Origin of the sequence: Streptomyces sp. NRRL S-31 (genome assembly GCF_000718775.1) — a bacterium.
GTDB lineage: Bacteria > Actinomycetota > Actinomycetes > Streptomycetales > Streptomycetaceae > Streptomyces.
The window spans coordinates 1-12718 of the sequence record NZ_JOCB01000151.1 but is presented as its reverse complement, the minus strand read 5'-3'; the positions used below and the strand labels follow the sequence as shown (position 1 = coordinate 12718).

Sequence of the window (12718 nt, the reverse complement as noted above, 5' to 3'; positions counted from 1 at the left end):
CCCGTGGCGGCGGCTCGCCGTCCCCGCCGGGCTGTTTGCGGCGGTGGCCGCGGCCTTCGCCTACGTCGGCGCCGTCGACCCGGGCCGGCCCGGCCACTACCCGGTCTGCCCGCTGTTCCGGCTCACCGGCCTGTACTGCCCCGGCTGCGGCGGACTGCGCAGCGCGCACGCCTTCGTCCACGGCGACCTCCTCGCCGCCCTGCGCGACAACGCGCCTGCCGTGGCGGGCTACCTGGGCTTCGCCGCGCTGTGGGCCGTCTGGGTGGTCCGCGCGGCGCGCGGCCGGCCGCTGCGGATCGACCTCACACCGGCCCGGCTGTGGGCCGTCGGCGCCGTGCTGCTGGTGTTCACCGTCGTCCGGAACCTGCCGTTCGGTGGCTGGCTTCACCCTTGATCACGCAGTGAACGTCCAGGTAGTGGGACCGGTGTCCACCGGATGCGAAGCTACCGCCCCGCTGCGGATACCATCGCAGTGACCACGGGTTTTCGAACCCCGCAGGAACCGTCTGAAAGGGGGCCGCTCGCGTGAGTGTGCTCGACGAGATCATCGACGGAGTCCGTGCCGACCTCGCGGAGCGGCAGGCACGCGTCAGCCTCGACGAGCTCAAGGAGCGTGCGGCCAAGGCCCCCGCCGCCAAGGACGGGGTGGCCGCGCTCAAGGGCGATGGCGTCAAGGTGATCTGCGAGGTCAAGCGGTCCAGCCCCTCCAAGGGCGCACTGGCCGCGATCGCCGACCCGGCCGGACTGGCCGCGGACTACGAGGCGGGCGGCGCGGCCGTCATCTCCGTCCTCACCGAACAGCGGCGCTTCGGCGGCTCGCTCGCCGACCTGGAGGCCGTCCGCGCCCGCGTGGACATCCCGGTGCTGCGCAAGGACTTCATCGTCACCTCGTACCAGCTGTGGGAGGCTCGTGCGTACGGCGCCGACCTCGCGCTGCTCATCGTGGCCGCCCTGGACCAGCCGGCCCTGGAGTCGCTGATCGAGCGCGCGGTGTCCATCGGCCTGACCCCCCTGGTCGAGGTGCACGACGAGGAGGAGGTCGACCGGGCGGTGGACGCGGGCGCCAAGGTCATCGGCGTCAACGCGCGCAACCTCAGGACGCTGGAGGTCGACCGCGGCACCTTCGAGCGGGTCGCCCCGGAGATCCCGGACACCCTCGTCAAGGTCGCCGAGTCCGGCGTCCGCGGCCCGCACGACCTGATCGCCTACGCCAACGCCGGCGCCGACGCGGTGCTGGTCGGCGAGTCCCTGGTCACCGGCCGCGACCCCAAGGCGGCGGTGGCCGACCTGGTGGCGGCGGGCGAGCACCCGGCACTGCGGCACGGCCGCGGCTGATCCCCCGCTAGGCTTGGCCGCGATGACTCCCACCGTGACGACCGTGGACCGGTACGCCCGCCTGGCGCGCGGCTGCCGTCCGCGCGGCTGCCGTGCCCCGGCCCGGCGCGTCCACGGCCGTCGCGTGCGGTACGTCATCGGTGACGAGCCCGGGCAGGTGAACGGACGCCGATGGCAGCGCCCCCTCGAGGGGCGCGGGGCCGTGTCCGCGCGGGCGACTTCGCCGCGCGGGCGCGACCGGCAGCACACGGCCTGAGGCCGTCCGGCGAGCTCCGCCCCCACGGCGAACCGTGTCTTTTCCACGCACTCACCGTGAGGTTCTGGCATGCCCAGTGATTTCTTCTTCCCTGACCCCGCCGGTCAGGTGCCCAGCGCCGAGGGCTACTTCGGCGCGTTCGGCGGCAAGTTCATCCCGGAGGCCCTGGTCGCCGCCGTGGACGAGGTCGCCGTCGAGTACGACAAGGCCAAGCACGACCCGGAGTTCGCCCGGGAACTCGACGACCTGCTGGTCCACTACACCGGCCGCCCCAGCTCCCTCACCGAGGTCCCCCGCTTCGCGGCTCAGGCCGGCGGCGCCCGGGTGTTCCTCAAGCGCGAGGACCTCAACCACACCGGCTCCCACAAGATCAACAACGTGCTCGGCCAGGCCCTGCTCACCAAGCGCATGGGCAAGACCCGGGTGATCGCCGAGACCGGTGCCGGCCAGCACGGCGTCGCGACGGCCACCGCCTGCGCGCTGTTCGGCCTCGACTGCACCATCTACATGGGCGAGGTCGACACCCGGCGCCAGGCCCTCAACGTCGCCCGGATGCGCATGCTCGGCGCCGAGGTCGTCGCCGTGAAGTCCGGCAGCCGCACCCTGAAGGACGCCATCAACGAGGCGTTCCGGGACTGGGTCGCCAACGTCGACCGCACCCACTACCTGTTCGGCACGGTCGCCGGCCCGCACCCCTTCCCGGCCATGGTCCGCGACTTCCACCGGGTCATCGGCGTCGAGGCCCGCCGCCAGCTCCTGGAGCGCGCCGGCCGCCTCCCGGACGCCGCGGTCGCCTGCGTCGGCGGCGGCTCCAACGCCATCGGCCTCTTCCACGCCTTCATCCCCGACGAGGGCGTCCGCCTGATCGGCTGCGAGCCGGCCGGGCACGGCATCGAGACCGGGGAGCACGCGGCCACCCTGACCGCGGGCGAGCCCGGCATCCTGCACGGCTCGCGCTCCTACGTCCTCCAGGACGACGAGGGCCAGATCACCGAGCCGTACTCGATCTCGGCCGGTCTGGACTACCCGGGCATCGGCCCCGAGCACTCCTACCTGAAGGACTCCGGCCGCGGCGAGTACCGCGCGATCACCGACGACGCGGCCATGCGGGCGCTGCGCCTGCTGTCGCGCACCGAGGGCATCATCCCGGCCATCGAGAGCGCCCACGCCCTGGCCGGCGCCCTGGAGGTCGGCAGGGAACTGGGCGAGGACGGCCTGATCGTCGTCAACCTGTCCGGCCGTGGCGACAAGGACATGGACACCGCCGCCCGCTACTTCGGCCTCTACGACACCGACGCAGAGGTGGCCGCCGACCAGGCCGACACCGCCGAGATCGAGGGGGACGCCAAGTGAGCGGGAACATCGGGCTGCTGGCCGACACCCTCGCCGGTGCCAGGGCCGAGGGCCGCGCCGCGCTCATCGCCTACCTCCCGGCCGGGTTCCCGACCGTGGACGGCGGCATCGAGGCGGTCAGGACCGTCCTGGACGGCGGCGCGGACGTCGTCGAGGTCGGCCTGCCGCACAGCGACCCGGTCCTCGACGGCCCGGTCATCCAGACCGCCGACGACATCGCCCTGCGAGGCGGCGTCAAGATCGCCGACGTCATGCGCACGGTCCGCGAGGCCTTCCGGGCGACCGGCAAGCCGATCCTCGTCATGACGTACTGGAACCCCATCGACCGCTACGGCGTCGAGCGGTTCACCGCCGAGCTGGCCGAGGCCGGCGGCGCCGGCTGCATCCTGCCCGACCTGCCGGTGCAGGAGTCGGCGCAGTGGCGGGAACACGCCGAGAAGCACGGGCTCGCGACGGTCTTCGTCGTGGCGCCGAGCAGCAAGGACGAGCGGCTCGCCGAGATCACCGCGGCGGGCAGCGGCTTCGTCTACGCCGCCTCCCTCATGGGCGTCACCGGCACCCGCGAGTCCGTCGGCGCGCAGGCCCACGACCTGGTCGAGCGCACCCGGGCCACCGGCACCGGGCTGCCCGTCTGCGTCGGGCTCGGCGTCTCCAACCCGGCGCAGGCCGCCGAGGTGGCCGGCTTCGCCGACGGGGTCATCGTCGGCTCCGCGTTCGTGAAGCTGATGCTGGACGCCCCGGACCACGCCACCGGTGTCGCGGCCGTCCGCGAGCTGGCCGGCCGGCTCGCGCGGGGCGTGCGCGGACAGGCGTAACCGCTGGTCCCCTTTCCCATCGGATTTCCCGTCGGAACACTCGGTCACCCGAACGGGTGGACCTCGGGCCGGGGAGGCGCGCTGCGCCTCCCCGGTTCGTTCTGGGGGTGTGAGTGAGAAGAACCGTGAGGGAAAGCGCACCGCCCGCGAGCGGCTGGCGGCCGAGCGCGAGAAGCAGAAGGGCGCGGACCGGCGACGGCGCGCGCTGATCGTGGGCGCGAGCGTCGTCTGCGTCCTGGGCCTCGCGGCGGTGATCGGCGTGATCGCCGCGAACGCGGGCAAGGAGAAGGGGTCCGGCGCGGGCCCGGCCGTGGCGCCCTCGGGCGCGCAGGGCAAGGACGGCCTCGCGATCCCGGTCGGCAAGGACGGCGCCAAGTCGACGCTCACCGTGTGGGAGGACTTCCGCTGCCCCGCCTGCCAGGCCTTCGAGGCGGCGTACCGGCCGACCCTGCACGAACTGGCCGACGCCGGCAAGCTCAGGGTCGACTACCACCTGGTCCGGCTGATCGACGGCAACCTCGGCGGCACCGGCTCGCTGCGCGCCGCCAACGCCGCGGCCTGCGCCCAGGACGCCGGGAAGTTCCGCGACTACCACGACGTGCTGTACGCGAACCAGCCCAGGGAGACCGACGACGCCTTCGCCGACAACGCCAAGCTGATCGAGCTGGCCGGCAAGGTGCCGGGCCTGGACACGCCGGCCTTCCGCACCTGCGTGAAGGACGGCACCCACGACGCCTGGGTGGACAAGTCCCACCAGGCCTTCCGGACCGGCGGGTTCAACGGCACGCCCACGGTGCTGTTCGGCGGCAAGAACATCTACCAGGACCGGACGATGACCCCGGCCAAACTCAAGGAGCTGGTGGAGAACGCCGCCCGCGGGTAAGCGATTCTCACGCCCCCGTTATGGACCCGTAGCCGGGCTGCTTGCCGTCCCCACGGCCCGGCACGGTAGCGTCGGACCTGCCATGAACCTTGCCTATATCCCCAGCCCTTCGCACGGGGTGCTGTACCTCGGCCCCATCCCGCTGCGCGGCTACGCGTTCTGCATCATCATCGGCGTCTTCGTTGCCGTCTGGTTCGGCAACAAGCGCTGGATCGCCCGCGGCGGGCAGTCCGGCACGGTCGCCGACATCGCCGTCTGGGCCGTCCCGTTCGGCCTCGTCGGCGGCCGGCTCTACCACGTCATCACGGACTACGAGCTGTACTTCAGCGAGGGCCGTGACTGGGTGGACGCCTTCAAGGTCTGGGAAGGCGGCCTGGGCATCTGGGGCGCGATCGCGCTCGGCGCGCTCGGCGCGTGGATCGGCGCCCGGCGCCGGGGCATCCCGATGCCCGCGTACGCCGACGCCGTCGCGCCCGGCATCGCCTTCGCGCAGGCCATCGGCCGCTGGGGCAACTGGTTCAACCAGGAGCTGTACGGCCGCGAGACCCATCTGCCCTGGGCCCTGCACATCACCTCCTCGGAGGGCGGCCGGGTGCCGGGCTACTACCACCCGACGTTCCTCTACGAGTCGCTGTGGTGCGTCGGCGTGGGCCTGCTGGTGATCTGGGCGGACCGCCGCTTCACGCTCGGGCACGGCCGGGCGTTCGCCCTGTACGTCGCCGCGTACTGCCTGGGCCGCGGTTGGATCGAGTACATGCGGGTGGACGACGCCCACCACATCCTGGGCCTGCGCCTGAACGATTGGACCGCGCTGGGCGTCTTCCTGCTGGCGGTGCTGTACATCGTCGTCTCGGCGAAGAAGCGGCCGGGCCGGGAGGCCGTGGTCGAGCCGGGCGCGGTCGCCTCCGGCGCTCCGGCCGACGCCGCTGCCGCCGCGGAGGGAGCCGGGAGCGCCGAGGACGACACCGAGAGCAAGACCGAGAGCAAGGGCGAGACCGACAGCGCGGGCACGGCTGCCGACAAGGGCAAGGGCAAGGCCGGCAGCGTGGGAGGGGCCGGGGACGACGGCAAGGCCGGGGAGCCCGGCGGGACGGCCGCGGACGAGGCGGAGTCGGCCGGCAAGAGCTGACCGCCGGTCCACACGACAGACGGCGAGGGCGTCCGGGATGCACCGGGCGCCCTCGCCGTCGTGTGGGCGGCAGGCCGCGGCGCGCGGTCAGTCCCGGTGCGCCGACGCCAGCGTCCGCCGGGCCAGGTTCACCGCCGCCGCGTCGACGAAGCGGCCGTCGGGAAGGGCCTGGGCACCCTCGTTCCCCGAGGCCGCCTTGACGACCGCCTCCGCGTGTTCGATCTCCGCCTCCGTGGGGAGGTAGGCCCGCTCGATCACCGGCAGTTGCCGGGGGTGGATCGCGGCCCGGCCCAGGAAGCCGAGGCCACGGCCGTGGGCGCAGGACGCGGCGAGGCCGTCCAGGTCGCGGATGTCGGGGTGGACCGACTGCGGCGGCGGGGCGAGGCCCGCCGCACGGGCGGCGGTGATCACCCGGGAGCGCGGCCAGTCGAGCCCCGCGTCGGCCCGTACCCCCAGGTCGGCCCGGAGGTCGGCCTCGCCCAGGGAGACGCCCCGCAGGGCGGGGTGGGCGGTGGCGACGGCGTAGGCGCGCTCGACGCCGAGGGCCGACTCCAGCAGCGCGTAGAGGGGGACCGGTGTGGCCACCGCGACCCGCCGCACCTCCTCCGGGCCCGTCACCTTCGGCAGGCGCAGGCCGGACAGTCCCGGCAGGCGGGCCAGGGCGGCGAGATCGGCGGCGGCCCACGGGCCGTCCAGGGCGTTCACCCGGACGTGTACCGGGACCGGGTGGGACTCCGCGAGCAGCTCGGCGGTGGCCGCGCGGGCGTACTCCTTGCGGTCCGGGGCGACCGCGTCCTCCAGGTCGACGACCACCACGTCGGCGCCCGCCGCCAGCGCCTTCGCCACGACGTGCGGACGGTCACCGGGAACGTAGAGCCAGGTGAGCGGGGTACGGGTCACAGGGCGCCCTCCGCGCGCAGGGCCGCGATGTCGGCCGGGGCGTACCCCAGCTCCGTGAGCACCTCGTCGGTGTCGGCGCCGTGCGGGCGGCCGGCCCAGCGGATCGCGCCGGGCGTCGCGGAGAGCCGGAAGAGGACGTTCTGCATGCGCAGCGGGCCCAGCTCCGGATCGGCGACCGTGGTGACCGTGTCCAGGGCCTGGTACTGCGGGTCCGCCAGCACGTCCCGGACGTCCTGCACGGGCGCCGCCGCGGCCTGAGCCTCCTCGAAGGCGGCGAGCACCTCGGCGCGGGAGCGGGCCGCGATCCAGGAGCCGACCGCCTCGTCCAGCACATCGGCGTGGGCGGCCCGGTCCGCGCCCGTGGCGAACCACGGTTCCTCGATCAGTTCCGGGCGCCCCACCAGCCGCAGCACCCGTTCGGCAACCGACTGCGCGGAGGTGGAGACGGCGACCCAGGTGCCGTCGGCGGTGCGGTAGGTGTTGCGCGGCGCGTTGTTCGCGGACCGGTTCCCGGTGCGCTCCTGGACGTAGCCGAGCTGGTCGTACCAGGTGGGGTGGGGGCCGAGGACGGCCAGGATCGGCTCGATGATCGCCATGTCGACCACCTGGCCCGCGCCGGTGTGCTCGCGTGCGGTCAGGGCGGTCAGCACCGCGTACGCGGTGGCCAGGCCCGCGACGCCGTCGGCGAGCCCGAAGGGCGGCAGGGTCGGGGGTGCCTCCGGCGCACCGGTCACCGCCGCGAAGCCGCTCATCGCCTCCGCCAGGGTGCCGAAACCGGGGCGGCGCGCGTACGGCCCGAACTGGCCGAAGGCGGTGACCCGGGCCAGGACCAGCCGGGGGTTGGCCGCCGACAGCTCGGGCCAGCCGAGGTCCCATCTCTCCAGGGTCCCGGGGCGGAAGTTCTCGATCACCACGTCGGCGGTGGCGGCGAGCCGCAGCAGGGCGTCCCGGCCACCGGGCGCGGACAGGTCGAGGGTGACGGTCCGCTTGTTCCGGCCGAGCACCTTCCACCACAGACCGACGCCGTCCTTGGCCGGTCCGTGGCCCCGGGACGGGTCGGGGCGCCGGGGATGCTCGACCTTGATCACTTCCGCGCCGAAGTCACCCAGCAGCGTGGCGGCCATCGGCCCGGCGAAGAGGGTCGCCAGATCCAGCACCCGCAGCCCGTCCAGGGCCGGAACCCCGGGGACCGCCGTACCCTCCCCGCCCGTCGCCCGCGTCCCGCCGGCCGTACCCGTCATGCCCGTCGTACCCGTCGTAGCCGTCTCACTCGTCGTCCTCATGCGGTGTACTGCGCCTCGATCTCCGGGCGGTACGGCATCGACGCCGACGCCCCCATCCGCTGCACGGAGACGGCCGCTGCGGCGGAGGCCCAGGTCAGGGCCTCGCGCACCGGTTTCTCCTCGGCGAGGGCCACGGCGAGCGCGCCGACGAAGGTGTCGCCCGCGCCCGTGGAGTCGACGGCGGTCACCCGGGGCGCGGGCACCACGAGCGGTTCGGCGCCGCGGGCCAGGTACAGGCAGCCCGTCGCGCCCAGCGTGACGACGACCTCCGGCACCAGGTCCAGCAGGGCGGCCGCCGCCTCGCGCGGGTCGGTACGGCCGGTGAGGGTGACCGCCTCGTACTCGTTCGGCACCAACAGCCGCGTCGCGGCGAGCAGTTCGGGCGGCAGCGGCTGGGCCGGGGACGGGGTGAGGATCGTGCGGACGCCGTGCCGGCGGGCCGCCTCCGCGCCCGCGACGACCGCCGCGAGCGGCACCTCCAGTTGCAGCAGCAGGGCGTCGGCGGAGGCGATCGCTCCCTCGTCACCGGGGGCGAGGTGGTCGACGGTGCCGTTCGCACCGGGGATGACGACGATCGCGTTGCCGCCCTCGTCGTCCACCACGATGTGCGCGGTGCCGGACGGGCCCTCCACCGTGCGCAGGAAGTCGGTGTCCACACCGGAGTGTTCGAGGGTGTCGCGCAGCCGCACGCCGAATCCGTCGTTGCCGACCGCGCCGATCATCGAGACGGTGGCGCCGGCGCGGGCCGCGGCGATCGCCTGGTTGGCGCCCTTGCCGCCGGGGATCGTACGGAACTCCCGCCCCGTCACGGTCTCCCCGCGCTGCGGAGCCTTGCCGACGTACGTGACGAGGTCCATGTTGGTGCTGCCGAGGACGGCGATGTGGGTCATGAGCGGGTCGCCTCCAGGTGGGTGAGCCGGGCGAGGGTGTCGAAGCCGGTGCCGTCGAAGTCGGCGACGGTGCTGGCGAGCCGGTTCTTCAGCGGAGCGCGCCAGCGGTCTTCCAGCGCGTCGGGGGTGCCGGCGAGGAGGCCGGCGACGCTACCGGCCGTCGCGCCGTTGGAGTCGGTGTCCCAGCCGCCGGACACGACACGGCAGACGGAGCCGGCGAAGTCGCCGTCGGCGTGGGTGAGGGCGGCGGCGATCAGGGCGGTGTTGGGGACGGCGTGCACCCAGTGGTGGGCGGGGGCGTAGCGGGCGTGCAGCCGGTCCACCACCTCCGCGAAGTCCTCCGTGCTCGCGGCCAGCCGGACGGCGTGGTCGACGGCCGCCGCCAGCCGGGAGCGGGGCGGGACCACCGCGCGGCCGGCGCGCAGACAGGCGTGCACGTCGTGGGTGCCGGTGGCGGCGGTCGCGATGACGGCGGCGGCGAACATCGCGGCGTACACGCCGTTGGCGGTGTGGGTGAGGACCGCGTCACGGTGCGCCTGTTCGGCGGCGGCGGCCGGGTCGCCCGGGTTGGTCCAGCCGTGCACGTCGGCACGGATCAGGGCGCCGATCCACTCGCGGAACGGGTTGCGGTGGCGGGCCGTGTGCGGGGGCTCGACACCGGCGAGGAGGTTGCGGAGGGCGAGGCGTTCGGCGGTGAAGGCGCGGCCGGGCGGGAGTTCGTCCAGCCAGAGCCGGGCCACGTCGTCGGTGGTGAAGCCCTTGCCGTGCCGCTGGAGGAGAAGGAGGTTCAGCAGGGGGTAGTCGAGGTCGTCGTCCTCGGGCATGCCGTCGATGTTCTCGGCGAGGGAGGTGGCGGTCGAGCGGCGGTTCCAGGGGTACGCGGCGAGGAGGTCCGCGGGGACGCCCCGGGCCGTGAAGTAGGCGGTGAGGGGCCAGTTGCCGGCCGCCCGGGCGAGGGCGCGGATGCCGTCGAGGGGGAGTTTCTCGACGGGTTTGCCGAGGAGGCAGCCGATGGCCCGGCCCAGCCAGGCGGCTTCCAGGGCGGCCGGGAGGCGGTCCGCCCCGTGCCCTTGCCCGTCTCCCTGTTCCCGCCCGTGCCCGTGTCCGTGTTCGTTTCCCTGTTCCCGCCCGTGTTCGTGCCCGTGCCCGTGCCCGTGCCCGTGCTCGGGCTCGCGCTCGCGTGACGCCGGCTCCGTGCGGCTCGGCGGCGCGGCCGGCCAGTCGGCGCACAGGGCCTTGACGCGGGCCAGGTCCGTCGGCTCGTCCTCGGACAACGCGCTCGGCAGGTCGGCGAGTTCGTCGAGCAGGTCCTCCGCCAGGAGGCGCAGATAGCGCGAGACGCCGTGCGGGGAGGCACCCGACCGCTCCGGGGCGTCCGGGCCGCCGGCCGCGCGCCACCGTGCCTCGATCCGGGCCGGCTGGCGGCCGTCCAGCCGTGCCTGGCGGAGTTCGTGGCCCAGCAGGTCCTCCGGCTGGACCCAGGTCAGGCGGAGCATGCGGTGCCTCCGAGTGCCGCGAACGCCCGCTCGTGGGCGCGGCGCCGGTCCACGTCCCGCCGGAAGACCTCCCGCGTGACCTCGGTGAGCGTGCGGGCCGGCTCCCACAGGTCCAGCCGGCTGGCCTCCGCCACCGCCTTCGCCCAGTCCTCCGGGACGGGCGAGCCGAGCGCACCCGCGACGGCGCCGGCCATCGTGGCGATCGAGTCGCAGTCACGGCCGTAGTTGACCGAGCCGAGCACGGCGTGCCGGTAGTCGCCGCCGGAGACGACCACCATGCCGAGGGCGATGGGGAGTTCCTCGACGGAGTGCAGCCGGGAGGGGCGGCGGGCGGCGAGCGAGGGGGCGCGGTAGTCGGGGCCGACCGTGTCGTACGGCGCCACCGCCGCGCGCAGCGGGCCGAGCGCCGACTCGAACTCCCGGTGCCGGGCGGCGACTTCGCAGACCCGCTCGATCGCGGTGCGGGTGCCGTCCCTGGCCAGCGACAGACAGACGGCCACCACCGAGTCCGGGGTCGCGCCGGGCGTGGTCGCCGCGGCCACCGCCGCCGCGAGGACACCGGCCGCCTCCCTGCCGTACGACGACTGGTGCGCACCGGCGACGTCCAGCGCCTCGGCGTAGGCGGCGGCCGGGTCGCCCGCGTTGACCAGTCCGACCGGGGCCATGTACATCGCGGCACCGCAGTTGACGATGTTGCCGACGCCCGCCTCCCGGGGATCGGCGTGCCCGTGGGCCAGCCGGGTCACCAGCCACTTCTCGGCGAGGAAGAGGCGGTGCAGGGGCAGCGCCTCGGCCTCCAGCTCCGGGATCCAGCGGGGGTTCGTCATCAGGTCCGGGACCAGGTGGTCGGCGATCGCGTACGCGTCGAGGTGGTCGCGGACCCGGTCGTAGACCCGGACCAGCGCGTGCGTCATCAGGGTGTCGTCGGTGACGTGGCCGTCGCCCTTGTGGTACGGGGCGATGGGGCGGGCGGTGCGCCAGGCGTCGCCGTGCCAGGGTCCGACGATCCCGTGGACGCGACCGCCGTGGCGCTCGGCGATCTGGTCGGGGGAGTAGCCCTCGACCGGGCCGCCGAGGGCGTCGCCGACGGCGGCTCCGACGAGCGCTCCGGTGATCCGCTGGTCCAGACAGGCGCCGGCGAGTTCTTCTTCTTTGGGCGTCATGCCCCGAATCATCCTCCTGGGCGGGCCGGTTGCGCGGCTTCCAGGAGTCCGGCGAGTTCCACCAGGTCGGTTCCGGTGAGGCGGGGCAGGGTGCAGCCGGGCAGGGTGCGGCAGGCGTCCCGCCAGCTCCCGGGGACGGCCGCACCGCCGCCGAGCGCCCCGGTGAGGGCGCCCGCGAGGGCGGGGGCGGAGTCGGCGACCCGGGACAGGCAGGCGGCGGCCGGTACCGCCTCGGCGATCCGGCCGCGGGCGGCGGTGGCCAGGGCGAGGGCGACGGGGACGGTCTCGGCGGCGGCGATGCCGTAGCTGTAGACGTGGTCGACGATCTGGTGCTCCAGGAGCGGAACCAGGGCGAAGGCGGAGCCGCCCTCCCCGGCCAGGGCGAGCGCGTGCCGGGCGTTGCGGCCGATCTCCGTGTCCGGCGGGAGTTCGGCCAGCGCGGCGGTGACGCAGGTGTCCGTGTCCGCGTCGGCGAGGGCGAGCGAGAGGGCCGCCGCCATGGCCCGCGCGCCGTGCACGCCGTCGCCGTCCTGGGTGTAACGGGCGTCGAACTCGGCGAGCGCGGCGGCCCGCGCGGGGTCGCCGGGGTGGGCCACGGCGAGGACGCAGGCGCGGACGCAGGCCGCGTCGTCGAAGTAGTGCGGGTTGTCGTGGCCGGTGGCGGGCGGGCGCAGACCGGTGGCGAGGTTGCCGAGTCCGGCGCGGACGGAGATCCGGGCGCGCAGGGGGAGCACGGCGGACTCGATCTCGGGCGCGCGGTCCGCCGCGGCGGCGACTTCCGCGGCCACGGCGGTCCAGGTGAGGTCGATGGCGGCGCGGGTACGGCGCTCCCGGCTGAGGTCGCCGAGCGCGTCGTCGTCACCGGCCCGCAGTACCGCCTCCGCGGCGAACACCGCCCACTCGGCGTCGTCGGAGGGGCCGAGGCGGAGGGGCTCGGGAGGCTGGTTGAGGGCGATCGGCACCGGCAGGGTGGTGGTGGCGTTCTGCTCGGCGAAGGTGTCCAGCTCCCGGGTGAGGCGGCGGGTCCACTCCGGCATGCGGGCGGCACGGTGCCGGGCGGCGGGCCAGCCGGCGGCGTCCCCGGCGGCGAGCCCGAGGAGGAGCCCCTCGATACGGCGTCCGGTCATGACCGCCCCACGTCATCCGCCCGCCCCGCCCCCACCAGCGACGCCCGGACGGTCCCCGGTCCGGCGGGCTGGGGGGTGGGGGTGGGGG

The 12718-nt window shown here is 74.8% G+C and carries 13 protein-coding genes; 7 read left to right on the top strand and 6 right to left on the bottom strand.

Features of this window, described 5'->3' with window-relative positions:
* From IF37_RS0136565 to lgt, 7 genes are all read left to right on the top strand, one after another.
* Positions 1-394 (top strand): DUF2752 domain-containing protein (locus IF37_RS0136565; RefSeq protein WP_030753332.1); only part of this gene is annotated, 394 nt, incomplete at its 5' end.
* A 131-nt stretch (positions 395-525) separates the two neighbouring features.
* Positions 526-1335, top strand: a complete 810-nt coding sequence (gene trpC, locus IF37_RS0136560; RefSeq protein WP_030753330.1) for an indole-3-glycerol phosphate synthase TrpC — start codon at positions 526-528, stop codon at positions 1333-1335.
* A 22-nt stretch (positions 1336-1357) separates the two neighbouring features.
* Entirely contained in the window at positions 1358-1591 is a 234-nt protein-coding gene (trpM, locus tag IF37_RS46740; protein ID WP_052845575.1) for a tryptophan biosynthesis modulator TrpM, read from the top strand.
* Positions 1592-1660: 69 nt separating this feature from the next.
* A complete protein-coding gene (trpB, locus tag IF37_RS0136550; RefSeq protein ID WP_030753326.1) occupies positions 1661-2944 on the top strand; it encodes a tryptophan synthase subunit beta in 1284 nt (427 codons plus the stop codon).
* Positions 2941-3759 carry a tryptophan synthase subunit alpha gene (gene trpA / locus IF37_RS0136545; RefSeq protein ID WP_030753324.1) on the top strand — a complete coding sequence of 273 codons (819 nt, stop codon included), beginning with the start codon at positions 2941-2943 and terminating at the stop codon, positions 3757-3759. The genes trpB and trpA overlap by 4 nt, the downstream gene beginning before the upstream one ends.
* 109 nt (positions 3760-3868) lie before the next feature.
* Positions 3869-4642 (top strand): thioredoxin domain-containing protein, encoded by a 774-nt coding sequence (locus IF37_RS0136540; protein WP_030753322.1) that lies wholly within the window; start codon positions 3869-3871, stop codon positions 4640-4642.
* Positions 4643-4724: 82 nt separating this feature from the next.
* Positions 4725-5771, top strand: a complete 1047-nt coding sequence (lgt, locus tag IF37_RS0136535) for a prolipoprotein diacylglyceryl transferase (RefSeq protein WP_052845574.1) — start codon at positions 4725-4727, stop codon at positions 5769-5771.
* An 87-nt stretch (positions 5772-5858) separates the two neighbouring features.
* On the opposite strand, the gene IF37_RS0136530 is transcribed toward lgt, so the two are convergent.
* Genes IF37_RS0136530 through IF37_RS0136505 form a run of 6 tightly spaced genes read right to left on the bottom strand, consistent with a single transcriptional unit; the run spans position 5859 to position 12630 of the window.
* On the bottom strand, positions 5859-6671 hold the full coding sequence (locus tag IF37_RS0136530; protein ID WP_030753316.1) for a CoA ester lyase: 813 nt from the start codon (positions 6669-6671) through the stop codon (positions 5859-5861).
* Positions 6668-7954, bottom strand: a complete 1287-nt coding sequence (locus IF37_RS0136525; protein WP_301540374.1) for a CaiB/BaiF CoA-transferase family protein — start codon at positions 7952-7954, stop codon at positions 6668-6670. Before IF37_RS0136525 ends, IF37_RS0136530 begins: the two co-directional genes overlap by 4 nt.
* Entirely contained in the window at positions 7951-8844 is an 894-nt protein-coding gene (rbsK, locus tag IF37_RS0136520) for a ribokinase (protein WP_030753309.1), read from the bottom strand. Before rbsK ends, IF37_RS0136525 begins: the two co-directional genes overlap by 4 nt.
* A complete protein-coding gene (locus IF37_RS40175) occupies positions 8841-10340 on the bottom strand; it encodes an ADP-ribosylglycohydrolase family protein (protein WP_037858024.1) in 1500 nt (499 codons plus the stop codon). Before IF37_RS40175 ends, rbsK begins: the two co-directional genes overlap by 4 nt.
* Positions 10328-11503, bottom strand: coding sequence for an ADP-ribosylglycohydrolase family protein (locus IF37_RS0136510; protein WP_030753302.1), 1176 nt, complete (start codon positions 11501-11503; stop codon positions 10328-10330). Before IF37_RS0136510 ends, IF37_RS40175 begins: the two co-directional genes overlap by 13 nt.
* A gap of 8 nt (positions 11504-11511) precedes the next feature.
* Entirely contained in the window at positions 11512-12630 is a 1119-nt protein-coding gene (locus tag IF37_RS0136505; RefSeq protein ID WP_030753298.1) for an ADP-ribosylglycohydrolase family protein, read from the bottom strand.
* Positions 12631-12718: the final 88 nt, after the last annotated feature.